The sequence below is a fragment of the Citrobacter sp. Cpo103 genome (assembly GCF_030332605.1).
GTDB lineage: Bacteria > Pseudomonadota > Gammaproteobacteria > Enterobacterales > Enterobacteriaceae > Citrobacter > Citrobacter portucalensis.
Genome location: NZ_JAOWHO010000023.1, coordinates 236,626 through 260,007, shown reverse-complemented (window position 1 = coordinate 260,007; position 23,382 = coordinate 236,626). Strand labels below are relative to the sequence as shown.

Sequence of the window (23,382 nt, the reverse complement as noted above, 5' to 3'; positions counted from 1 at the left end):
GCTGTGAGTTCAACTGATGGACGCAACACACTTATTGAACCGTTCTGCGGGTGATTCATAGTCTAGCGTTTTTCTCGGTCTTTCGTTGAGCTGTCTCGCAACGCTGTTTAGTCTCTGCTGACTGTGAACCGATAAGTCAGTTCCCTTTGGAAAATATTGTCTGAGCAATCTGTTCGTATTTTCATTTGAGCCACGTTGCCAGGGAGATTGAGGATCACAGAAGTAAATCTGGATGTCTGTTGCTACAGTAAACCGGGTGTGGCTGGTCATTTCAGCGCCCCGATCCCAGGTTAATGTTTTATAAAGCTCAACAGGTAATTCCCGGGCTTGTCTGATGAGTGCAGATATAACCGTTATGGTCTTATTGTCCCTGATTTTGGCCAACATAACAAAGCGGGAATGGCGTTCTACAAGGGTGACGATATAGGAGTTTTTCGAGCCCTGGATCAGATCACCTTCCCAGTGACCAGGTATGGCTCTGTCTGCGGCTTCCGGTGGCCTTTCGCTGATAGATAGCGCATTCGGGATTTTCCCTAATCCTTTCCCTTTAAGTGATGACGTTCGGGATCTACGAACCGCTCTTCCGCTTCTGAGGCATTGTTGCAGCTCTTTTTTTAATGCGCCCCGGGTTTGTATAAAAAGCGTTTTATAAATCGTTTCGTGTGACACATGCATTTCCTGATTATCCGGATAACAGCGTTTCAGCCAACCGGCGATCTGCTCCGGCGACCAGTCCTGATGCATCTTCTCTGCAATGATTTTACACAATGTGGGGCTTTCAATTAGCTTGCAAGGTTTTGGTCTCAGAGCATTTTCCCACGCAGAAGTATCGGCTTTTGCTGCACGGTATTGCCTGGCACCTCCGTGCCTCCTGACCTCGCGGCTAATCGTTGAGGGCGCTCTTGATAATTTGGCAGCGATGTCCCTGATACTGAGTTTTGCTACCAATCCTCTGGATATCTCCTCTCTTTCATCAAGCGTAAGCGCTAATCGGTGCCGCTTTCTCACAGGAGGACGGTATCCACCAGTCTGGTGGATAGTGGGCATAATAGAAGAATGATATCTGTCGAACATTCTGGCGATATCATGCAGGGAATCACCTTGCTTATATCTGTCCCAGATAATCGCCTTCTGCTCTGGCGTGTAGTAAATCCGAGTTCTTCGTTTCATGGCAACGTCCCCCTTGATTAAGGATAGCGTTGCATCGACCCGTTGAACTCACAGCGATAAGCGGACGTGATTGATAAGGATCACATAAATCTATCTGCGCCACCAGATGCTTCAATTGTCTGACCGGTAACAAACTGATTACGGTCTGAAAGTAAAAATGCGGTTATTGCCGCAATATCTTCTGGCAATCCAAAACGACCCACTGGTGTTTTCTCTTTTCCCAGTAATGCCATAACTTCCTCGTCCGTTTTGTCGGCCAGTTCCGGACGGCGATTGCGAACATTAGGCAGCATATTCTGCGCCCAGTTATCCGTTGCTACAGCACCTACACCGACCGCATTAACAAGAATGCCGTCCGGTGCGACGCTCAATGCCAGGCTGCGGGTCAAGTTGTTGATTGCAGCACTCAGGGCGTGCGAAACAGTTAGTTGCGGGTTTGGGTAAATACCTCCAATAGATGAAATATTTACAATACGTCCCCATTTTCGGGCCTGCATGCCGGGAATAACTGCCTTACAAAAGCGTCGCATGGCGGAGAGTTTTGTCTCCGTCATTGACAACCAGTCTTCCTCTGAGGTTGTTAGAAGAGTACCTGTATGTGCTCTTCCTGCATTATTTACAAGTAAATCAATATGTTGAAATATATCTTCAGCCTGCTTAACGACCTGTTCTGGTAGCCTCTTGTCTGTCACATCACCGGCAAAAGGCAGAGCCTTCACGCCATATTTATCTTCAATTTTTTGCGCTGCCAGAATTAACTCCGCTTTTTGCCTTGCAACCATGACCAGGTGCACACCATTCGCGGCTAACTCTTCGCAAATACTGAAACCAATTCCAGTTCGTGCGCCCGTTACCAAAGCCACTTTTCCAGCCAGTTTTAAATCCATCTTCAGCTCCTTACATTATGCTAAGTGATTAATAAGGACATTATTAGTAGCAACTTGCTGTTTCAGAAGCTTGTGGTTCAGAATTCAGACGTCTGAAAAAAGCAGCCAAAGAATCGAGAATCGGTACTACGTATAGTCGCCAACATTGAGTCTAGAACGAGGTGTGAACATGCGTACTGATAACCATGAGCTTTCTTCAGGCAGGATCCTGATGCTGGCAATTATTTGCTGTATTGTTGTCGCTAATATTTATTTTAATCAGTCAGTTCTTAACCTGATTGCAGCCTCCTTCCCCTCAGAATGGAAAGCGGTGTCGTTGATCCCCATGGCTACCCAGTTAGGGTATGCAGCAGGCTTATTCTTGCTGATCCCGCTTGGCGATTATATTGAACGCCAACTCCTTATCCTACGTCAGGCGCAGGTATTGTTTGTGGCACTGCTCGGCATGATGCTATCTCCAACGGCATCGGTACTGGTTTTCTTCTCATTCCTGACAGGTATGGCCGCAACGGTCGCTCAACAGATAGTGCCGCTTGCGGCTTCCCTTTCGGGGAGCACGTCGCGCGGTAAAACAGTGGGTACTGTAATGGGAGGGGTTCTGGCTGGGATTCTGACTGGTCGGGCTATTGGGGGACTTATCGGCCAGTATTTTGACTGGCGAGTAGTCTTCTTATTCGGCGCGACCATGACACTGCTGGCAATTTTTTTCATAGCCAGGATTTTGCCCGTACAATCGTTACCGTCCCAGAAGTTTAACTACCTGGCAGTGCTCCGTTCGCTAGGAGAATTATGGAGAAGTGAGCCTCAGGTGCGGGTTGCCACACTGACTCAGGCACTGTTATTTGCTTCCTTCAGCGTGCTATGGACGGTACTCCCATTTTGGTTAGCCTACCGCTACCATTACGGTGCAGGGGTAACTGGTTCCCTGGCAGCACTCGGGTTAATAGGGATCCTGTGCGCACCTTTAGCGGGTAATTTCAGCGATCGCCAGGGGCCTTTCCGGATGGTTCTTCTGGGCGTGATACTAATGTTACTTGCCTGGATTGTTTTGTGGGGCTGGGACAGTATGACAGGTATGCTGGTTGGTATTCTGCTGCTGGATGCAGGTGAACAATGTGTACTGATTGCTAATCAACATACCATTTATAATTTGCGTCCCGATGCCAGAAACCGTCTGAATACCCTTTTTATGTGCGTAATGTTTATTGGTGGCGCATGTGGCTCATTGACCGCCACCTGGTTATGGGAGACGACACACAACTGGACGTTGGTTATTTCTGCGGGTGGCGGACTCGTGGCGCTAGGCATGTTAATCGTTGTCAGGCGTAACTATTTATCCCCCCAGACGGGCACATAGCTCCAGCGCATTTTGGACGTCTGCAGCATGCTGAGAACCATCGATATGGCTTAATGCATCTATTAATAACTGTTTTGCCGTCACGCTGTCTCCAGTTTCAGCATGCAGTCTTGCCAGTGAGCACGCAATACGCAATTCCCAGCCATAAGCCTGTTGTTTGTGTGCTTTCTCAAGTGCCTGTTCCAGTTGCTTACGCTGAGAGTGCGCTGGTAAATGCATGGAGGACAGACGCATCAGTTCTGGGATACACCAGTTTTCGTGTGGTTTTTTTTGTGAGAGACCGGAGTCCATTTCTGACAGCAAAGGCGAATATTGCCAGTCTAATCCCATTGCTTGTAGTGAGCTAAACAGCTTGGTTTGCCTGACTTCAGGATGGGTGAGCTGCTCTGCCCATCGGAGAAACAACTCACCGTAGGTTTTCCAGAAATAAAGATTATGCTTTTCAGCCAACGTAATAAGCCAGTCAGAGGCCATTATCACCCAGCGTGGATTGCGATCCAACGCAGCTGTCATGCAGGCACCTTCGGCCAGCGCACAACAAAGCGAGCAGATATGTTTCAAACGAGCGGCTTTTTTCACTGCACTCCATGCCATCCGTTTCGCAGCCTTATACTCTCCCTGTACCCAGAGCACACGGGATAAAAATGCTTCCCCAGCGGTCTCCTGGTCGAGCCCAAAACGGAAAGAACGGCCGGAATCTTCAAGAGCAAACCGGTTCAGAGATTGCTGCAGATAATCTCTACCGAGGCTATGCTGACCTAAAAAATGGTAAGATACGCCTACAATTCGCAACCCCGTAGCTAGCGCGACGGCATCATCAATCGCTCTCGCGAGTGTGCACATAGACTGCGCATGATGAAGCGATATATCCAGTTTACCGATTCTCAAATAGTACAACCATAACCCGTAATGAGCCTGTAAGCGGATCTCGTTGTCGTTGAGTTGATCTGCAAGCATTAGTGCTGTTTGCCAGGCGGAACACGTCTCCGGGATAGGACCTTTTGCCCAGGTTGACGCTTTTCCCGCTGCTGCGCTGAGATTCATTCTCTGACGCAATGTTAAAACCACTTGCGAACGTACTTCACTAAGCAAAGGGGAAATGTGACGCTGGCATTCATTATAAAGTGAATATTCAATCCAGAACGGCGTCATAGCTTGTAAGATCTCAAGCCCTTTAACGTGGTCTACCCCCTCAGTTAATGTCTGCTGTAAAACACTGCGTAAATCATTGAGGATGGGGTCATAACGTTCTCGCCACTGCTCCGTTGGCAGCCTGTTCCAGTCGAGCTGAGCCTGCTCTGCCTGACGATGGCAATAGTCAGCAAACCGGGATGAAAGCCTTGGGTATTCTCCTTGCTGCCTGAGTTTATCGCAAGCGAACTGACGCAGGGTTTCCAGTAAACGAAAACGGGTTACGGGTACCTGAGTGCTGACCTGAATCATCGAAAGGGAAAGCAATCGTTGCAGATCGTCTACAATCTGCCACCCGGTTTCTTCAGGGGGCTGCAAGAATTCAGTAACAGCGTTCACTGTGAACATGTCGGTGAAGATCCCCAAAGAGCAGAATAATTTCTGTTCTCGTGGATTAAGTAATTGGTAAGTCCACTCCAGCGTAGTCTTTATTTTTTGATGTCGGGATACCCGGGCGCTCTGCATATTACTCAGGAGTTGGAAACGATCCTCCAGGCAATGATAAATCTCGCTGACGCTCATAACAGGTAAACGGGAGGCAGCAAGTTCAATTGCCAGAGGTAGTCCGTCGAGATGGCGACATAATTCGCCTATCAAGGACAATTCACTGTCTGATGGGTGGAAGTCAAAATGCCGATCACGGCCTCGTTCAATAAACAGGCGAACGCTGGGAAGTGTCTGTAATGATTGAACATTCCCCCCCGTTTTTTCCGGAACCTTGAGGGGAGGGAGCCGATATTGTTGCTCGCCCGCGAGTTCGACTGCCACCTGGCTGGTTAGCAGCATTGCGATATGAGGCGCAGCATTCAGAAGCATAGCAATTATGGGTTTTAATTCGTTAATGACATGCTCACCATTATCAATCATCAACAGACACCGACGTTGGGCAAGCTGATGAGATAAATCATGACTGTTATGAACAGCAGCCAGTGGCAGATGCAATACCTGTGAAAAAACAGAGAAAAGGCTGGAGGCATCGGTGATGTGTGCCAATTCAGCCACGCAAATGCCATCTGGATATTGCGTCTGAAGAAGGTTAACGACTTCCCAGGCGAGGCGAGTCTTACCCACTCCACCTGGACCTGTAATGGTGACTAGTGGATGCTGACGTATTAAGGCGCAGATATCTAGCACGGCTTGGTCACGGCCTAAAATAGATGTAAGAAAAGGGAAAGTAACGGGTGACAATCTTGTGGGGTCTGAGGACATCATCGGCGGTTTGGATGTGCAATTAAAGCGATATCCAAAACCAAATTCGGTCACCAGTAAATGACGATCGTGACCTAGCACACGGCGAATCGCTGAAATCTGCGCCTGGAGATTATTTTCTTCAACGATTTCATTGCCCCATACCTGAGCAAGTAGAGAGTCTTTACTCACTACCTGACCTTTTGCACTCACCAAAACAACCAGCACATCAAAAGCCCTGCCGGATATTTTTACCGGTTTGCCACGGTGCAGCAGAATTCTCAGTTGAGGCCAGATTTGCCACTCAGCGAAGCGGATTTCATCGGTGGATGTCATGATATTACGCTCTTAAGTTCGACACACCCTATGTCAGACTGTCGCTATTATAAAACCATGGGCATCGTGTGGCATAGTCCGGTTGTTCATTCAGTCTGAAAGCATGGGAATTACTTTCAATTATGGACACTGATCGTGCGTGCAATAGGATGGAAAAGCATCAAAGTTGTAACGTCTGCTCTTGGCACTAAGCTGTCGTAAGAGAGGGCACTGTTTATCACGTAAGATTTGATTAGTTGAAGGTCATAAGTACGGATGATCAAATCGGTGATGAGAATGAGATGTGCAAAAGGCAGGCATACAACAACTCAAAGACTGAACAATGTGCGATGGCTCGAAATGAGCTATGGAAATATGTTAATGAGAGGAATGAATGATCTGTGTGGTTATGGAGTAGTTTTACCATATTCGAAGGCGTGATTTTGGAGGTAGATTGGAGCATAAACAGGGACACATTAATAGCTGCTATACCCTGACCCTTAAGTTTAATATCTTACTGATCTATATGTATTTAACTTTGTGGCTGATTGATTTTTTCCTGTGTAATTGTAGCGTGTTTTTCGTGCAAATAGCGTAACAGGGCGTCATTGCAAAAAACACCCAGCGCATTGGCTCACTGACCGAAAAATCTGTGAGTTAATAAGTTAACGTAATCACTACAGTGTCAGTATAACCCCCTGGTGATGGCCATTTCTGTGCTGGGACGGAACCGTAAACCACCAGGCTCTGCGCTTGCCCATCAGCGGAATACTGTTTTTCCGGATTGCCCTGCGTCCATTCCATTGAGTGTGCTGCATCCTGATACAGCGCATAGTTTACGCACTCACCGTTATGACACATTGAACGCTGGTTCCCCTTGGGGTGCAGACCATGACCGATGCTGATGGAATAATCCGTCCCGGTTGGGCACTGGACAGTAATATTCGCCGTGGATGTCGCCTGTAGCAAATCGCTCTGAGCGGGGCTCTTGCTGCCGAATGCCATATCATCCACGTTGACAACTTCACAGCCGTTTTTCACCGTAGCAGAGGCGCTAATCTGGTCAGTAATTGTTGTACCATTCAGGGCGCCACAGGCCGGGAGCGCTTGTAATGAACTGGCTGAGGTGTATGCAATTTGGATTGCTGTGGCGTAATCATAGTATATCCCGGCGCTGACATTAGTCTGACCAGGGTTTATCTTGCCGATAAGCGGTATGTCATGTTCAGCGGTTCCGCCTGTAGACAAAGCAAAATCGATTTGAGCATACACGTTGTTGTTTTGACTCAGCGGTGAATGTTGATTGTAAATCGAGTAGACCGAAAAATAGAGCGGGGTACTTGAAGGTTCGTTCTGGCTCATCGCCAGCGGATTGTTCGCCATAACCTTTAGACAGGCGCGGACATACTCGACCTGACCGTCGTAATTATTACAGGTAAACGAAAGTCGGGTTGCGGTTGTCTCAGTTTGTCCGGGGGTGACGGTACCAAAATCCAGTCCAGAAGGGCTACCATTCCAGCAGTTAGCGGCCTCGGCTACTGGGCTGAATTTAAACATCATCACCACAAAAAGGGCGATAAACCAAAGGGAACGAGTTACTGACATAGTGCGTTAATTTTCTCCACCGAATGAGAAGCGTAAAATTGTGATGGCAGTTTTAGCGAACAAGAGTTAGATGCCCACTGAACGTTCAGCGTTCCGCCTGTCGGGGGATCTTCCAGATAAATTTTACCTTCATAACCAACAATGGTTTGTGGGGTACCCTGACTGGGCGTCTGTCCATGAGTATCCTGCACGCTAACTTTTGCGGAGAAGGGCACATTTTTACCATCACGCGTAGTGACGGTTAGCAGAACGGCATGTGTGCGATAAATGTTAAAATTGGCGACGGCACCGCGCCCGGTTTGCGGGATCAGGATTTCATTAGTGTAGGGGGCGCGATAATCTTCATCGAGACTCAGAGGGTCGATGTCGATATGGTTTGCCTGGTACGGATTAAGGTTGTTCAGAAACAGCATGCCATTACTATCCGTATGGCCAACCGGGCGATGTTCGAGATAAACCGGCACATTCGGTACCTTAGCCGTATCTACGAGGGCGAAAGCGCTACCTAATTCGCGGGTGGCGTAAAAGTGCCCCATAAACAAACCTATGGCACCGGTCATTGAACCGTAGTAGTTATTTTCTTGTTCATCACGATTATAGCCTAACGCCAGATCGCTCCAGGTGTTGCGGCGCTGGAGGCTAGCATGGATGCTTCTATTTTTACCTTGTTGTGCAGAGAGATTCCAACCCCAGCCCGGTTTATTAGATTCCAGTGAGCGCGTTAGGTTAGCTTGTACGGAATTTCCGTCTTTATCATGGTTATCCTGGAATGAGAGGTAATCCTGATGACGGAACAGTGGAATACTGAACGTGACGTACACGGTAGTGTTGTGATCGTCGCTAAGTGCTTGTGTGACGCTGGATGAAATGTTGATCTGGTTATCAAAACTTTTTGACCAGGATAATCCCAGATAGCGTTCTGCATACTGAGGGAATGTCTGGCTGACCCAACTCGCACCGAAAGTGCCCGTCATATCAAACGACACGCTGGCAAATGCAGAATCTTCACGGGTGGCAATATCATTATCTGCTATAGATGAAATATCGCGAAACCCCCTGGTGGCCCGTGAGTGTGAGAGCGAGAAATTAAAAATCTGATTGTTCCACTGCCAGCCGGAACCCCATTGGTTGCCACTATTGGCCTGATAACGGCTGGTGGCTGCGTTGGCATGTAGCGTCCCCAGTGACGGAGAGAGCAAATAGTCCCAACCGATCCCCTGATTATGCAGACTGCCACTCTGTTCGGTATGCATGCCGATGGTGGTACTGTCGTTCAGTCCGTGACGCCAGTCGCCCACACCTATCAGTTGCGGATCATAGGCAAAAGAACGATAGGTATAGTCTTCACGCACCCAGCCCAGGCTCATACCCCAGGTTGTAAGACCATCAGAAAGGAGTTGGTTGGTGCCGTACAGATTCAAATCCACCACGCGTTGTTTACCATTCACATCGGTGATGACCACCTGCGCACCTTCGCTGCCGGTAAAAATCGGCGCTGTGTTAAGCGTAAATTGTCCGGGCTGAACTTTCTGCGAGGAGGTTCTGATTCCTCTGACGTACAGATCAACCGTGGATGGGAGCGTAACACTATCGGTCAGGATATCCTGCGATGACGTATTGAAGGTGGGTTGGGTACTGTAGTTATGCGCAAGGCTAACGCCGCCAAAACGAACGCTATTCGTCCATGATTGCGAGGATGTAAAACCATCGCCGATCCTGAGTGTGAGCAGTTTATCCACGTTTTCGTAGTTCCAACTGCTCATCAGGCGATGAGTACCAGTTTGTGCCTCGTTGCTGCTCGACTCCTGCGTGTTAAAAGAGGTCGAGAAAAAGCCTGGGCCAACGCCAAAGGTGCGAAATTCGCTATAGGCTGAAGTCTCTTGTATGCCGTCTTCATTGCTGGCAAATAAATCGTAGTTAAGTGCCAAACCCCGCACTTCAGGTGATAACTCGGACATACGGATAAGGCGCGAGCTATTGCTATTGGAAAGATGGCTTTCTCTGTCGAGCCAGTTTTTACTGGCAGTAATAATCAAGCTTTGATTCAGGTTGTCGAAGGTAACACTGAGGCCATCTTGTGAACTGATATCAAAATACCCCTTTTGTTTCGGCAGGGATGACACTTTCAGGTTAAGCTTATCCATATCTTGAGCAGCAATATAAATCTTATTGTTGCTATTTTTGGCTTTGATAAACCCCTTAACTGGTTGATCATTTATCGTTGCAGTCAGATACAGTGTCTCATTTTCTGCTGACTGGACAGAGGGACATACCAATAAAAAAACAACAATGGATTTAAGGTGTAATGTTAATGATCTGCGTTTTAGCATTGTCATTCAAATTAAGTGATAAAGATGACGCAGTAGTTATTCCATTCGGTAACGGCCATTCCTTTTCACTATGTGGTAATACATACCCGAGTAATCCATTGCTCATGGCAACACTTCTCTTGCCAGAAAAAATAAAAACATCGCTTAATTTAACATGCTGTGTGCCATTGTTTTTTATTTTTAACATTAATGGATGAACTGAACGATCGATTGATACATCTAGTTGACTACTGATGGGTTGGGTATCTTTACAATTAACAAATACCGGGATGGAATAACGCAGCAAGAAACGAACCCCATCTTTATCAGCCATATTATTTTCACCAGGGAGTTCATCAACGATAATACGGTAGGCCTGCTCGTTATCACCACTACCTGGCGTTGTTAAGATAACCCGGATCAATTGCTGGCGGGAGACCGGGATTGTGGTCATAGGAGGGCTAACCATTACGTCCTGGGTCTCGGTCAAGTTGTCTTTATTATTTTGCTGTTTCCACGCATAGACACGGATCTGTGCCCCGATAGTGGCGCTACCTGTGTTACGTACATAGATAGCCTGGGCGGATTCTTTACCACAGAATCCCAGAGTGACCGGGTACACCTGCAAGGTGGCAGCGTATGAGTTTCTTGTGCAGGCCAGGCTCAAGACGCTAACACCAACCCATAAAATAAATCGCTTCATATGCTGCACCTTTAATATTAAATCAATATGTAACTGTTAATGTAACGGTATCGGTATAGTCCCCAGCAGAGGCCTGTTTCAGGGCATTTGCCGTTACTTTCCCGAAGATGGGCAATGCTTGCTGTTCACCGGTACCGATAGCTGAAATACCATTATCAGCCAGAGAAGTGCCGCCAGGATGGTCGGTAGAAAGGGTATAGGCTACTTTTTTTGCATCGGCGGTGTCGTTAGAACTCATTTCGAAATCGTGAGTTTTATCCGTTCCGAGCATATACCCTGTGCCGTTTGTACAGGTTACATAAGCTTTGGCAGAGGCTGTAACAGCCCCATCATTACTACCGTGTGAGCCAAAATCCATATCATCAACGCTGACCTTGCATGATTTTTCGACGGTTAGTTTTACCGTCATTTGGTCGCTAACGCTGCCTGAATCATCTGCAAAGACAGCGGATGAAAATAAAATGCTAATCGCAGTCAGAGATAATGCAGTGGCTTTACGGTTAATCATTTTAAAACTCGCTAAGGTTATATAATCGATTTTATAAGGGTGGGGAAAGGCGAGGAAGGATAGAGATTACAGGTTAATTTTGATTATGTAATTGTGCTATGTGTAAATCATGTAAATGGCTGGAAAGGGTATTTACATTCAGTAGGGAATCGTTGAATCACAACCTCGGGTGTCACGTGATATGAGTTGAATTAGCGCCATAAAGAGTCACCCCTCCCGGTGGTTATTTCCCACCGGGAGAGACATCAATCCAGATTAGAACACCGGCAAACCCAGCCCTTGCTTCACTTCTCTTAATGTCTGCTGCGTAATCTCGTGCGCCTGCTCGCTTCCTTTTTTGAGCATCGCCATCAGCATGCCTTTATCCTGAATGTAGGTTGCACGCCGCTCGCGCATTGGCGCGATGAGTTCTTGCAAGCACACTTCCAGCTCGTTTTTGCATGTCCGGTCACCCAGTCCACCCCGTTGGTAATGCGCTTTCATCTCCGCCACTTTTGCTTTATCCGGATGAAAAGCATCGAGGTAAGTGAATACCATATTGCCGTCTATTTGCCCTGGGTCGGACACTTTCAGATGATTAGGGTCGGTGTACATTGCGCTGACCGCGCGGTGAATGGTTTCTTCGCTGGCTGACAGGAGCAATGTGTTACCAAGCGATTTTGACATTTTAGCGTTTCCGTCGATCCCTGGAAGGCGGCTGGTTTCACTCAGCAGCGCTTTGCAGTGCGATAGGACGGGGGCCGGTAACAGGCTATTCATCTTATGCACGATTTCGTTAGTCTGCTCAATCATTGGCAACTGATCGTCGCCGACGGGAACGACTTCGGCTTTGAAGGCCGTAATATCTGCCGCCTGACTGATGGGATAAACCAGAAAACCAACCGGTAACGAGCGGGCGAACCCTTTCTGCGCAATTTCGTTTTTGACCGTAGGATTACGCTCCACGCGAGCCACGGTAACGATGTTCATATAAAGCGCGGTTAACTCAGCGAGAGCAGGCAGTGCCGATTGCAGACAGATGGTAGTAAGTGACGGGTCTATTCCTGCGGCAAGATAGTCGGCAAGTACTTCGGGAATATTGTTGCGGATCTTTTGCGGTGTGCTGCCGTTATCGGTTAACCCTTGTAGGTCAGCCACCAATATAAACTGCTGATAATCGTGTTGCAGCGTGGCGCGCTGGCGCAATGACCCCACATAATGGCCAAGATGCAGCGGGCCGGTGGGACGATCGCCAGTGAGGATGATGGTTTTATTGTTCATGTAAGACTCCTTAGTCATAAAACCGAAAGGGGTCTCTAAATGCAAATAACCGCCTTTCGGCGGTTATTTAAAATGAGGAAAACACATTCTGACCGCCTTTAAGAAGGCAGCCACCACAGGTTGTGATTAAAACCGTTGATATCGTGTTTTGTGTTCATCCAACTAACATACCACTTGGCGTAGAGGTAAAGCAATGCCCGAAGTGCTGGCGCATATCAGCTCGCTTCCAGCATGCCAAAGCTCACAATGCGCGAACGACCTAACTCTTTCGCGCGGTACAGTGCGACATCTGCGGCGCGTAACAGGTTGTCGCTCTGGGCGTGCTGCGGGTAACTGGCAACGCCAATAGAGACATCCACGTGTCCAATATCGGAAACGCCAAAGCGCAGCGACAGTTCGCGTACGCCGTTGTAGATTTCCGTAGCAAAGCGGTTAGCGGCCTGTTCATCCGTATTGGCCAGCAGTACCAGAAACTCTTCACCGCCGTAGCGGAAGGCCATGCCGCTGTCGTGGACCACGCGCTGAATAGTCGCGGCGATACTTTTGATTACACTATCGCCAGCCTCATGGCCAAAGCGGTCATTAATACTTTTAAAATGATCGATATCGATCATCAGGCAACTGATTGGTTCTTTGTTACGCACTGCCTGGCTCATCTGGGTACGCAGTGTATCTTCAAGATGATGACGGTTGCGCAGTCCGGTTAGCGGGTCGTAGAGCGCTTTCTCCAGCAGGGCGTCACGCAGACGCTGGTTGGCTAATGCGAGGCCGAGTGCTTCTGCCATTAGCTCCAGATACGCACGAGAGGGGGCGGAATCATCGCTAAGGTTCTGGAATGAGAGCAGACCGATGGCTTCGCCCTGGGCAATCAGCGGAATACACAGGGTGTGGTGTTGACATGACTCTGGCAGATGGTAGCAGGCAATATCGGGTTCACCTTGTACCGGAGGATGGCTCTGGCCGCGGCGCACAGCCCAGCATTCGTCCGGGTGGAACGCATCCGCTTTACCCTGCGGAGAAAGCCACTGTGCAACGCAGCGCATTTGCCAGGGTTCCTGGTCCAGTATGTAAAGCCGCCCGGCAATACCTGGAGCAATATTCGGTGCAAACAGCTCTGCCACATTGATGACATCGGCAAAACTCTCGCAACCCTGCAGACGTTGCGTCATGCGCGCCAGAAGATCGCGGATTGCCCAGTCGGCATCTCGCTCTTTCTCCAGTCTCTGACGCGCCAGACCGTTCTCGCGAAATATCCGGATCGCCTGCGCCATGTCGCCTATTTCATCTATCTGGTTAAAACTGGGCGTCTCAACGGCATAATCCTGCGATGCGAGACGGTTTACGACATCGCTCAAACGCACGACGGGGCGCAGGACGCGACGCTTTAGAATGAAACCGAGAACGAATAAAAACAGCAGCGCCGTCAGACCGACCATCACTTCAGAGGCCGTCCGCAGCATGCGTGATGACTGGGTTGCATCTTCAATCGTATTACGTACGCGGTTATCGAGCAGTTGGCGGAAATGATCTATCCGGTCCTGGGCGCGTTCCAGTTCCTGTTCATAGCTTTTCCCATAGAGCAGGGCAATAGCCTGCGACTCTTCTGCGCGCGCGACGCTGGCAAGCGCCGCAGCTTGCTCGTCCTGCAGGGCATCAACAATCTGTAGCCCTTCGTGCAATAGCGCCAGCTCTTCATCCGTTGCCCCAAGGTCTTTGAGCTTTGACAGCCGATGCTCAACAGCTTTCAGCGTCGCTTCTTTCTGACGGTAGGCGTTAAGCACCTCAGGATCTTTTGCAATAACATAGTCGCGCGCCAGGTCGGACAGCGACCAGGCATCGAGTTCGACTTCTTCGGTAAGTTGATCGAACTGATAACGCTGTTCTACCACCTGGCGTTCTGTGTTATCGGCGCTGGATGCCATCAGCATGACAACGCCTGAAGCGATGGTCAGGCATACCGTCGCGCTATAGGCCCAGTTGGTAATTGTGGCTATTCGCACTGATTAGTTCCTTCTGCGACGATTAATGAATACGCATGATTGCAATTATAGGAAACGTATGATTCTGCGTGAAAATAAAAAAGGCGGTCCCGAAACCGCCTTCTGTTATCGTCCTGCAATCATAAATCTGGAGGATTTTTTCCTTCCTCCATAAAGGCTTCGTCGATTCCTTCCACGTTACCTTCATGGTCACGCCCGGAAAACAGGTTCCAGCAGGTTATGAATAGTGCAGCAATCAGGGGGCCAATCACAAAGCCGTTAATGCCGTAGATCTCCATGCCGCCGAGAGTGGTAATCAAAATCAGATAGTCCGGCATTTTGGTGTCTTTACCTACCAGCAGCGGGCGCAGGATATTGTCCACCAGCCCAACGATAATCACGAAGAAGCCAACGATAAACAGCCCTTGCCATAGCTGGTGGGTGGCGAACAGGAATATTGCTGCAGGTACCCAGACGATCGCTGAGCCCACTGCAGGCACGAGCGAGAGAAACGCCATCAACGCCCCCCACAGAACGCTGCCGTCGATATCCACAATTGCAAACGCGATGCCGCCAAGAATACCCTGAACCAAAGCGACAACCGCCGTGCCCTTGACGGTTGCCCGCGTCACGCCGACGAATTTGGCAAACAGGTGCTGTTTGGCAAAATCAGAAAGGGGTAATGAGTCCAGAATCTGGCGCACCAGATACGGTCCATCCTTCAGTAAGAAGAACAGCAGATACAGCATGATGCCAAAGCTGATAGCAAAGCCGAATGTCCCTTTCCCAATCAGGAATGCACTGCCAGCAAGGTACTGCCCGCCTTGCAGCACGACATCGGACAGTTTTTTCTGGATCTGCGCGACATCATCCAGATTGTGTTCTGCCAGAAATCCTCTGGCCCAATCAGGAAGGTACGAAAGAACAGAAGTGACTACTTCCAGGAACTGCGTGTCATTCTGTTGCAGTTTGGTATATACCACGTTCAGTTCAATGGCCAGCGATGACAGGATTACCATCAGCGGGATAAAGACAATCAGACAGATAATGGCGATGGTAATCAACGATGCCAGCCCGTTGCGTTCGCCAAGCGCGCTACGCAGTCGGTTTTTTACCGGGTTAAAGATAGTCGTTAATATCGCGGCCCACAAAATGGCGGAAAAGTAGGGGGACAATACATCGAAGAACGCCCAGGTCACGAGGGCAAGTATGAAAATGAAGAAACCTTTAGTCAGTCCGTTAAATCGCATTAGTGAACCCTGTAATGAGAAGCAGTCCCGACTATAGAACCGTTCAGGGGATTTACCAACTTTAGCTGCAGATATTTAGAATAAAGATGTTGCACTAAGGCTACATTCTTATTGTCCTTGCTTCACTGGCGGGAGAGCTATCCTTGATCTCCTCCCTGAAAACAGTACCAGTCTAAACTGAAGTCTCCGGTCTTTCTTCCATCTCACAGCAGATAACGTACGCTATGATTTAATAGTGAAACCGTCATTTTTTCCCGAAAAGGGTCATCAATTAACGAGGGGGTCGTTATGAACAATCAGCCTGTCATCGGGATTAGTGGATGTTTAACTGGTTCAGCCGTGCGATTCGACGGTGGGCATAAACGGATGGGGTTTGTGATGGACGAGCTGGCTCAGTGGGTGACTTTCAAACCTGTCTGCCCTGAGATGTCTATCGGTTTGCCTGTACCACGTCCCGCGTTGCGTCTGGTTCAAACCGCCCAAGGGAATGTCCGCATCTGTTTTAGCCATGCGCCTGGTGAGGATGTAACCGATAAAATGTCCGATTTCACCAACTCATATCTTCAGGGACTTGGTGGCCTCTCGGGTTTTATCGTCTGTGCTAAATCACCGAGTTGCGGTATGGAAAGAGTGAGACTGTATGACGAGAAGGGAAATCGTGGGCGAAAAGAAGGGACTGGTCTGTTTACTGGCGCATTAATGGAAACCTACCCATGGTTGCCAGTCGAAGAAGATGGCCGCTTGCACGATCCGGTGCTGAGGGAGAACTTTGTCGAACGCGTGTTCGCATTGCATGAGCTTAATAGGCTGCGGGCCAATGGTCTTACTCGCCATGGCTTACTCAACTTTCACAGTCGCTATAAGCTCCAGCTTCTGGCTCATCACCAGGCCGGTTACCGGGAAATCGGCCCATTCGTTGCCTCGCTTCACCAGTGGGATGATTTGGACGCTTTTTTCGTTGTCTATCGTGAAAAGCTCATGACGATCCTCAAAAAGCCCGCCTCACGGAAAAATCACACCAACGTACTGATGCATATCCAGGGCTACTTCCGCGAACGGTTGAACACCCGCCAGCGCGGAGAGTTACGTGACATTATCCTCAACTATAGCGGTGGGCTGCTGCCAATATTGGCGCCTCTGACGCTACTCAAGCACTATCTGGCTGAATACCCAGACAGCTATCTGCTTACCCAGAACTATTTTGATCCTTATCCGAATGATTTAGCGCTACGGTTGATGATCAAATAGTCTGAGAGCGATTCAACCGTTTCTGATTTTCTCATCGATACAAGGCTGAGGTTTACCAAACAGATATCCTTGGGCGAAATCGCAGCCCAGCGCCTGAAGGCTTTTTAGTTGTTCCTGCGTTTCAACACCTTCAGCAACAGCCTTCATATTGAGGGATTTCGCCATGCCGGTGATCAGTTTGATGATATTAAGTGCATCTTCCTGTGTGGATATTGAATGGACAAACGACTTGTCTATTTTAATTTTATCGAAGGCAAGCCTGCTCAGGCGCGAAAGGGAAGAATATCCGGTGCCAAAATCATCGATGGAGATTTTTACACCCATGGCTCTGAGTTTGTTAAGTGTGTTCATCGGCGTCGTACTCTCAGTGAAGAGAGAGGATTCTGTTACTTCCAGTTCAAGACGATCGGCTGGGAGTCCAGTTTCTTTCAGAATAGACAGTACGATACCGACAAAGGCTTTGCTGCTTAGCTGGACAGGAGAGACATTCACTGAAATTTTAGCCGGAACCGCCCAACAAGCCGCTTCCCGGCAGGCAATTTCAAGCACAGCTTTCCCCATCTCATTAATCATTCCGGTTTTTTCAGCAACAGGAATAAAGTTATCCGGCGACAGGAGGCCCTTTAGAGGATGGAGCCAACGAATTAGGGCTTCATAGCTATAAATTTCCTGACTGAAGGAGTCAACAATGGGCTGATAATAAACCACGAATTCTTTGTTCACTATTGCCAATGCCATATCATGCTCAAGCGTTCTGCTTTCTTGTAGCTTTTCTAACATTCGTTGTCGGAAGACTTTTATCTTACCAGAGCCTTCACCTTTGGCTTCATAAAGGGCCAGATCGGCAAATTTATAAAGATAGTCGGAACGACGTTCAGTGTCTGAGATAACAATGCCAACACAGGTGGTTATGTTGATAATCGTGTTATAAATAGTGTAGGGCTGGCTGATAAATTCACATATTTTCTGGGCGCGCGAAACGGCGTGGCTTTCTGTCAGGCCGCTTGAGAGAAACGCAAATTCATCTCCACCCAGGCGATACAGCGTATCCGAGGTAAGGCTCATCGAAACCAGTCGGTCAGATATCTGGCGTAGCAACATATCACCGGCATCATGACCATACGTATCATTTACTTCTTTGAATCGATCTAAATCAAACAACATCACAGTCACAGAATCGTGATTTTTTTCTGCTCTCTCAATTGTTTTATTTAAATCGCTCCAGAATAGCTGACGGTTATTCATCTCGGTAAGAGAGTCATGGTAGACGTCATATTCCAGTTTAGCATTCTGCATTTGCAGTTTTTCTTTAGATTTCTGCAGTTCTTCGGCAAGACTCTTGACCTGCAGGTGCGCCCGCAGAATATTTCTGTTTTGATAGAAAATGAGCACGCCCAGAATCGCACTCAGTATTATCAGCAGCACAGAGGTTGCAGAATAAATATAGTACAGCGTCTGAATTTTTTGGTTGGCGTTATTGATCGAGTTAACATCTTTGTTTAACGCACCAGATGAAAGACGACCCAGTGGCGCATCCAGAGTATGCATTTTTTTCAGATAAGCCTGGAGTGCTAAACGGTTCATTTTCTCTAGATTAACATCCAGAAAACTAAGGGTATTTTCAAGTTTTACCGCCAGTTCACGGTGCGCTATATTGCTTTCGATGTAGCGCCCCAGGTCTCCTTCTTTTATCAAATCACTCTGGCTAAGCATAATGTCGAGGCGCATGCGTACATCATCGAGATTCATCGTATCATCGATAGTGTAAAGACCAAGCAACGATTCAAATCGGTAATATTGTGATACCAGCTGAGCAGCAGACCAGGAATCGGTGTAGTGAGTCAGTTTCTGTAACTCTTGTTGCCGTTCATGCACGAGGAAAGAGATATACCCGGTAGATATAAAAAGAAAAAAGATGATGCCAGCCAGTATTCTGTTCATGATGTTCCCCTGAACGCTTACTCAATATCCATACTACTGACCTGCCATGCAGACCTTGAATAATAAATCTGATTATTCAGTTCTGGCATGCTGTCATAGGGGTACACAATGAATAACGGGCCTTTGTCACGGATGCGCATATATTTTCCGTTGATTTTTAACGCAAGGATAGCATTGTATTTTTTGAAATCACTAAGAGGGATAACGGTGGTGTAGTCATTGAGTGCAGTGACCTTAACAACAGAGCCGTTAGCCCCGACATAATCCATGAGCTTTTGTAGCGGAATACCCGTAAAGGTAGTACGCCCATTATACCAGGGGGAGGTGGTCTGGAAACTGACCATGCCCAGCTTCTCAAGGCTGGCGGTATCAAAAACGGCTTTCCCGTCTGCATTTGTATTTTCAATATTACCCGACAGCGTTAAAAGCACTTTACCGGTGGGCCTGGAAAGTTCACCTGCCCATAGCTGGGTGGAGAGTACAAAGCTTACCAACATGACCATTAACCGCATTCTTACCTCACCAATCAGCCGGATGTTAAAGAATTATAATTTAGATATCATGCTATTTATATATATTGCATGGGTATTATTGGTGTAATAACTTCAATGGCTTTTTAACTCTTTTAAATCAGTGGGTTATTTGTTGTCTGTTCTGCTGTGGTGCATTAAAAATGCTGGTGTGTTATTTGAGTAAAGCTAAATTTCACTATGTATGTACAAAAATAAATCATCTATTTACTCAGTGCCAATAAATACGCACGAAAATAAAGGTTTATTTTTTCACTGCGGCTGGATTTGGTTGTTTACTGGTAGGTAACTATATCGGGCACGAAGCCGCCTTTAGTGGAGCGGGAACGCTTCGTGTCGGTAATCAAGGACAGAAATTCTATACGCGGCAAGTGTGGTCTATCTGAACCCGTTTATTCACCCGCCTGAGCTGACTGGCGGGCATACAGATAGGCGGTGGCCCTCGATACGCCCAGATGCTGCGCTACTGTGTCCATAGATTTGCGTACGTTCAGCAAACCGTCCTGGCGTAATTGTTGAATCAGCAGCTTACGGTCTTGAGGTTTAAGGGCTCGGGCCGTCGTCGCGCGTTTAGCGGCAAAGTCATCAATACGCTGGCGGATGACTTCATTACTGCCGGGATCGATATGTTCCTTAATGGGGGAATTTTCAGTTTCAGTAAAACGCGCAAGAGCACTCTGCATACCACGGAACAGCGTCATATCGACATTCATGCAAAGTGCCGCTACGTATTTGCCGTCTTCGTCCTTGATGCCAATGGAGGTACTTTTCACCGGGCGGCCATCGGCAAACTGATTACTGTAGTTCGCAATGATGCTGGGAAAGTCAGGTGATGCAATTCTCGCCAGGCCAAGCTCGGTTGCTGGCTGGCCGGGTTGACGTCCGGACAGATTATTATGGATGGACAAAATGGCATGTTCAGGATTTTTGAGGTCATGAACCACCACTTCGCAAAACGGAGAGAAGGTCTCACTCAATCCCCTGGCGATAGTATCAATTTGGCTGAGAAGCGAGTTATTGTCGGTTTTTGGCATGCCAGTCTCCTGCGGTGATGTCTGTTGCCATGATTGCGAGCAGTTTACAGTGACCTGGGAGCGTTTTTCCAGACGGGAGTGTACAGACAGTAAAAGTAGGGTATCTGCATGGCAGATACCCTGTTTATCATCCGGCCAGAAATTCACTGTAGCGACTGATATCCACGTTTCCGCCGCTGATGATAATGCCGATTTTCTTGCCGCGAAGTTCAGCTTTACGCGCTCTGGCGGCAGCAAAACCCAGACACCCGGTCGGCTCTACGACGATTTTCATGCGTTCAGCGATAAATTTCATTGAGGCAACTAACTCAGCGTCTGAAACAGTCAGAATATCGTTCACGTTTTGCTTGATAATCTGAAACGTATAGTTCCCGAGATGTTGAGTCTGAGCACCGTCAGCAATGGTTTTGGGCGTATCGATATGAACTATTTTTCCACTTCGGAACGACTGTTGACCATCGTTACCCGCCTCAGGTTCGACACCATAGATGATGCAGTCAGGAGACAGATGTCTGGACGCCAGGGCGGATCCTGAGAGCAGGCCGCCACCGCCCAGACACACGAAAAGGGCGTCTAACTGACCCACTTCTTCAATCAGCTCTTTTGTGGCGGTGCCCTGGCCTGCGATCACGTGCGGATGGTCATAAGGGGGAATCAGCGTTAACCCCTGTTTCTCTGCCAGGTCCCGACCAATTTTTTCACGATCTTCAGTATAGCGATCGTAAGTTACCACTTTTCCGCCATAGCCTTTCGTCGCCGCAACTTTGGCCGCCGGGGCATCATGCGGCATGATAATTGTTGCTGGAATGCCCAACAACTTTGCCGACAGGGCAATGGCCTGTGCATGGTTGCCGGAAGAAAACGTCACGACGCCCGCAGCGCGTTGTTGTGGGGTGAACTGGCGTAGCGCATTCATAGCGCCGCGAAATTTGAAGGCGCCCATTCTCTGGAAGTTTTCGCACTTAAAGAAGACTTCCGCGCCAAATTCTTCGTTAACCGTTCGGGAGGTCATCACCGGCGTTTTGTTAGCATAATCTGCGATGCGCTCTGCCGCAGCGGCAACATCGTTATAATCAGGCAGTGTCATTTCAGTCATTGTTGTTCACCTGTATGTTGTTAAACGTCACGCTTGCGGGGCCAACGCAATAGCTTCAACTTCCAGCGCAAAACCATAATGAAGTTCCGCAACACCTGCTACTGCACGGGATGGACGGAAATCGCCGATCCACTCTCCATAGATTTTGTTAAACGTCGGCCACTGGTTCATATCCGTCACATAGACGCGAACAGACACCAGATGCTGACGTGATGCCCCAGCACCAGCCAGACAAGCATCAATATTCTTGAGTACCAGCCGGGTTTGATCTTCAAAAGAGGCATCCGCTTTTTTCTCGCCGTCGAAAGTGACCGGCAACTGCCCGGAAATGAAGACTAATCCGCCAGCCGTTGTACTGTGCGAGTAATGACCTGCTGGCGGGAAGCTTCCAGCAGATGAGTTCAGTGTAATGTCCGCGGTCATGTGAGAATCTCCAGTCGCAGTTTGTGATTCATTTTGTATAAAATAATACTATTTGTATTATTTTATACGCCTTTATGCCACTTCCTGCTAGAGATAGTTTTCGCGAGTGATGATTTTGTGAACTATTGCAAACTTGGCACACGCTATAGCGCAATCGCGAGGTGACGAAAGAGGGGGATCGCTTTTGATGAGGGGAAAGCCGGGGGAAATGAAGAAACGCCCCGGGAGGGGCGTCTAAGGCAAAAGTTTAGCTGATATGACCGTGGTTAATTTTACTTAACGGTTCATTGATATCGAAGATTTTGAACGTTACTTCTTCCACACCCAGGTGCTTCAGGCGGGCGGTATGCTTTTTGATATAGGCCTGAGCGGTGTCTTCGTTCTGGAACAGGTAGATGCCACCCGCTTCGTGATTTGCTTCGTTCTCGGTCCAGATTTTCCAGATGAACCCCGGCTCCTGGTTGATTGATTCGGCCAGTTCAACGAGCTGATTCGACATCTCAGCCCCAAACGGACCATGAAAATCAAAGTGTATCTGCACGAGTTTGTTCGACATAAATCCTCCATGGATTGGTTATTTTGGGTAAGGCCGCTAGCGCAACAGCACTTTACCGGTCAGATAAGTTATCGCCTGCCCACTGATATAAACACGCGTTCCTGCTAACTGACAGCGTAAATCCCCGCCGCGTTCAGAGACCTGGCGTGCCAGCATCTGTGTTTTATTCAGTTTTCCAGCCCAGTAAGGGATCAGCATGCTATGTGCCGAGCCTGTGACCGGGTCTTCCGCGACGGCTTCACCCGGGCAAAAGAAACGGCTGACAAAATCGTATTCCCCGTCACCCGGCGCGGTGATGCATACCATTTTTCCCAGCGGCAGCATGGCGTGGATGTTTGGGCGCACAGCCTCAACCTGCTGTTGATTTTCCAGCACCACCATGTAATCTCTTGCCACACGCACCTCTTTGTATTCGGTGATGCCTAATGTTTCCAGCAATAAAGCTGGCGGCACGGCAGATTCGCTTGGCCAGGCTGGAAAATCAAGCGTCAGCCATTCACCGCAGCGCGTGACCGTCAGCGGTCCCACAAAGCGGGTAGCAAATTGGATTTTCGTATCCGGGTAATCCAGATGTTCAAAGATGACATGCGCGGCGGCAAGCGTGGCATGCCCACAAAGATTGATTTCACCCTGAGTGGTAAACCAACGCAGCTCAAAACCATTCTCATCGGTGACAAAAAAAGCGGTTTCTGACTGGTTATGCTGCTGCGCCATCTTTAATAATGTTTCATCGGGCAACCAGTCCGTGAGCGGACAGACTGCTGCGGCATTACCGCCAAACGTCGTGGTGGTAAAGGCATCCACCATGTAAAAATTGATTTGTTGCACAGAG

The 23,382-nt window shown here is 48.4% G+C and carries 19 protein-coding genes; 2 read left to right on the top strand and 17 right to left on the bottom strand.

Annotation, left to right across the window (positions count from 1 at the left end; translation table 11 throughout):
* Positions 1 to 9: 9 nt before the first annotated feature.
* Complete coding sequence (locus tag OGX89_RS06810) at positions 10 to 1,170, bottom strand: IS30 family transposase (protein ID WP_049015173.1); 1,161 nt, start codon at positions 1,168 to 1,170, stop codon at positions 10 to 12.
* An 80-nt stretch (positions 1,171 to 1,250) separates the two neighbouring features.
* Positions 1,251 to 2,057, bottom strand: a complete 807-nt coding sequence (locus OGX89_RS06805) for an SDR family NAD(P)-dependent oxidoreductase (protein ID WP_126956275.1) — start codon at positions 2,055 to 2,057, stop codon at positions 1,251 to 1,253.
* 169 nt (positions 2,058 to 2,226) lie between these two features.
* Between OGX89_RS06805 and OGX89_RS06800 the strand changes: the two genes are divergently transcribed.
* Positions 2,227 to 3,414, top strand: coding sequence for an MFS transporter (locus OGX89_RS06800; protein ID WP_126956277.1), 1,188 nt, complete (start codon positions 2,227 to 2,229; stop codon positions 3,412 to 3,414).
* Here OGX89_RS06800 and OGX89_RS06795 read toward each other — a convergent pair.
* The 8 genes from OGX89_RS06795 to OGX89_RS06760 all read right to left on the bottom strand — a co-directional run bounded on the left by OGX89_RS06795 (position 3,391) and on the right by OGX89_RS06760 (position 15,722).
* Entirely contained in the window at positions 3,391 to 6,129 is a 2,739-nt protein-coding gene (locus OGX89_RS06795; protein WP_126956279.1) for an ATP-binding protein, read from the bottom strand. The two genes, OGX89_RS06800 and OGX89_RS06795, sit on opposite strands and share 24 nt — an antisense overlap.
* A 636-nt stretch (positions 6,130 to 6,765) precedes the next feature.
* Positions 6,766 to 7,713, bottom strand: a complete 948-nt coding sequence (locus tag OGX89_RS06790) for a Csu type fimbrial protein (RefSeq protein ID WP_063941535.1) — start codon at positions 7,711 to 7,713, stop codon at positions 6,766 to 6,768.
* On the bottom strand, positions 7,704 to 9,857 hold the full coding sequence (locus tag OGX89_RS06785; RefSeq protein ID WP_232397861.1) for a fimbria/pilus outer membrane usher protein: 2,154 nt from the start codon (positions 9,855 to 9,857) through the stop codon (positions 7,704 to 7,706). The genes OGX89_RS06790 and OGX89_RS06785 overlap by 10 nt, the downstream gene beginning before the upstream one ends.
* Positions 9,858 to 10,008: 151 nt before the next feature.
* Positions 10,009 to 10,725: a fimbrial biogenesis chaperone gene (locus OGX89_RS06780; protein WP_126956283.1), complete on the bottom strand. Its 717-nt coding sequence runs from the start codon at positions 10,723 to 10,725 to the stop codon at positions 10,009 to 10,011.
* A gap of 22 nt (positions 10,726 to 10,747) precedes the next feature.
* Positions 10,748 to 11,233 (bottom strand): Csu type fimbrial protein, encoded by a 486-nt coding sequence (locus tag OGX89_RS06775; protein ID WP_003832728.1) that lies wholly within the window; start codon positions 11,231 to 11,233, stop codon positions 10,748 to 10,750.
* A 255-nt stretch (positions 11,234 to 11,488) separates the two neighbouring features.
* Positions 11,489 to 12,493, bottom strand: coding sequence for a tryptophan--tRNA ligase (gene trpS / locus OGX89_RS06770; RefSeq protein WP_032943285.1), 1,005 nt, complete (start codon positions 12,491 to 12,493; stop codon positions 11,489 to 11,491).
* Between the two features lie 215 nt (positions 12,494 to 12,708).
* Positions 12,709 to 14,493: a diguanylate cyclase gene (locus OGX89_RS06765; RefSeq protein ID WP_126956285.1), complete on the bottom strand. Its 1,785-nt coding sequence runs from the start codon at positions 14,491 to 14,493 to the stop codon at positions 12,709 to 12,711.
* A gap of 119 nt (positions 14,494 to 14,612) precedes the next feature.
* Entirely contained in the window at positions 14,613 to 15,722 is a 1,110-nt protein-coding gene (locus tag OGX89_RS06760) for an AI-2E family transporter (RefSeq protein ID WP_286560128.1), read from the bottom strand.
* A gap of 288 nt (positions 15,723 to 16,010) precedes the next feature.
* On the opposite strand from OGX89_RS06760, the gene OGX89_RS06755 reads away from it, so the two are divergent.
* Entirely contained in the window at positions 16,011 to 16,970 is a 960-nt protein-coding gene (locus tag OGX89_RS06755) for a YbgA family protein (protein WP_126956287.1), read from the top strand.
* Between the two features lie 12 nt (positions 16,971 to 16,982).
* Here OGX89_RS06755 and OGX89_RS06750 read toward each other — a convergent pair whose 3' ends face one another.
* The 7 genes from OGX89_RS06750 to OGX89_RS06720 form a co-directional block, all read right to left on the bottom strand.
* The gene (locus OGX89_RS06750; protein WP_126956289.1) at positions 16,983 to 18,911 is read right to left on the bottom strand and encodes a putative bifunctional diguanylate cyclase/phosphodiesterase; all 1,929 of its coding nucleotides are present in this window, start codon (positions 18,909 to 18,911) and stop codon (positions 16,983 to 16,985) included.
* A 17-nt stretch (positions 18,912 to 18,928) separates the two neighbouring features.
* Complete coding sequence (locus OGX89_RS06745) at positions 18,929 to 19,423, bottom strand: putative pterin-binding protein (RefSeq protein WP_003832739.1); 495 nt, start codon at positions 19,421 to 19,423, stop codon at positions 18,929 to 18,931.
* Positions 19,424 to 19,833: 410 nt separating this feature from the next.
* The gene (locus OGX89_RS06740; RefSeq protein ID WP_126956291.1) at positions 19,834 to 20,475 is read right to left on the bottom strand and encodes a helix-turn-helix transcriptional regulator; all 642 of its coding nucleotides are present in this window, start codon (positions 20,473 to 20,475) and stop codon (positions 19,834 to 19,836) included.
* Positions 20,476 to 20,602: 127 nt separating this feature from the next.
* Entirely contained in the window at positions 20,603 to 21,571 is a 969-nt protein-coding gene (locus OGX89_RS06735; RefSeq protein ID WP_126956293.1) for a threo-3-hydroxy-L-aspartate ammonia-lyase, read from the bottom strand.
* Positions 21,572 to 21,598: 27 nt separating this feature from the next.
* Positions 21,599 to 21,994 carry a RidA family protein gene (locus OGX89_RS06730; RefSeq protein WP_126956295.1) on the bottom strand — a complete coding sequence of 132 codons (396 nt, stop codon included), beginning with the start codon at positions 21,992 to 21,994 and terminating at the stop codon, positions 21,599 to 21,601.
* A 247-nt stretch (positions 21,995 to 22,241) separates the two neighbouring features.
* Positions 22,242 to 22,550 carry a monooxygenase gene (locus OGX89_RS06725; RefSeq protein ID WP_003832746.1) on the bottom strand — a complete coding sequence of 103 codons (309 nt, stop codon included), beginning with the start codon at positions 22,548 to 22,550 and terminating at the stop codon, positions 22,242 to 22,244.
* Positions 22,551 to 22,586: 36 nt separating this feature from the next.
* The gene (locus tag OGX89_RS06720; protein WP_003832748.1) at positions 22,587 to 23,378 is read right to left on the bottom strand and encodes a PhzF family phenazine biosynthesis protein; all 792 of its coding nucleotides are present in this window, start codon (positions 23,376 to 23,378) and stop codon (positions 22,587 to 22,589) included.
* Positions 23,379 to 23,382 lie beyond the last annotated feature (4 nt).

Excerpts from the sequence above, each read along its gene's own strand:
- OGX89_RS06810 (WP_049015173.1), bottom strand. The coding sequence starts at position 1,170 with ATGAAACGAAGAACTCGGATTTACTACACGCCAGAGCAGAAGGCGATT.
- OGX89_RS06805 (WP_126956275.1), bottom strand. The coding sequence starts at position 2,057 with ATGGATTTAAAACTGGCTGGAAAAGTGGCTTTGGTAACGGGCGCACGA.
- OGX89_RS06800 (WP_126956277.1), top strand. The coding sequence starts at position 2,227 with ATGCGTACTGATAACCATGAGCTTTCTTCAGGCAGGATCCTGATGCTG.
- OGX89_RS06795 (WP_126956279.1), bottom strand. The coding sequence starts at position 6,129 with ATGACATCCACCGATGAAATCCGCTTCGCTGAGTGGCAAATCTGGCCT.
- OGX89_RS06790 (WP_063941535.1), bottom strand. The coding sequence starts at position 7,713 with ATGTCAGTAACTCGTTCCCTTTGGTTTATCGCCCTTTTTGTGGTGATG.
- OGX89_RS06785 (WP_232397861.1), bottom strand. The coding sequence starts at position 9,857 with ATGGATAAGCTTAACCTGAAAGTGTCATCCCTGCCGAAACAAAAGGGG.
- OGX89_RS06780 (WP_126956283.1), bottom strand. The coding sequence starts at position 10,725 with ATGAAGCGATTTATTTTATGGGTTGGTGTTAGCGTCTTGAGCCTGGCC.
- OGX89_RS06775 (WP_003832728.1), bottom strand. The coding sequence starts at position 11,233 with ATGATTAACCGTAAAGCCACTGCATTATCTCTGACTGCGATTAGCATT.
- trpS (WP_032943285.1), bottom strand. The coding sequence starts at position 12,493 with ATGAACAATAAAACCATCATCCTCACTGGCGATCGTCCCACCGGCCCG.
- OGX89_RS06760 (WP_286560128.1), bottom strand. The coding sequence starts at position 15,722 with ATGCGATTTAACGGACTGACTAAAGGTTTCTTCATTTTCATACTTGCC.
- OGX89_RS06755 (WP_126956287.1), top strand. The coding sequence starts at position 16,011 with ATGAACAATCAGCCTGTCATCGGGATTAGTGGATGTTTAACTGGTTCA.
- OGX89_RS06750 (WP_126956289.1), bottom strand. The coding sequence starts at position 18,911 with ATGAACAGAATACTGGCTGGCATCATCTTTTTTCTTTTTATATCTACC.
- OGX89_RS06745 (WP_003832739.1), bottom strand. The coding sequence starts at position 19,423 with ATGCGGTTAATGGTCATGTTGGTAAGCTTTGTACTCTCCACCCAGCTA.
- OGX89_RS06740 (WP_126956291.1), bottom strand. The coding sequence starts at position 20,475 with ATGCCAAAAACCGACAATAACTCGCTTCTCAGCCAAATTGATACTATC.
- OGX89_RS06735 (WP_126956293.1), bottom strand. The coding sequence starts at position 21,571 with ATGACTGAAATGACACTGCCTGATTATAACGATGTTGCCGCTGCGGCA.
- OGX89_RS06730 (WP_126956295.1), bottom strand. The coding sequence starts at position 21,994 with ATGACCGCGGACATTACACTGAACTCATCTGCTGGAAGCTTCCCGCCA.
- OGX89_RS06725 (WP_003832746.1), bottom strand. The coding sequence starts at position 22,550 with ATGTCGAACAAACTCGTGCAGATACACTTTGATTTTCATGGTCCGTTT.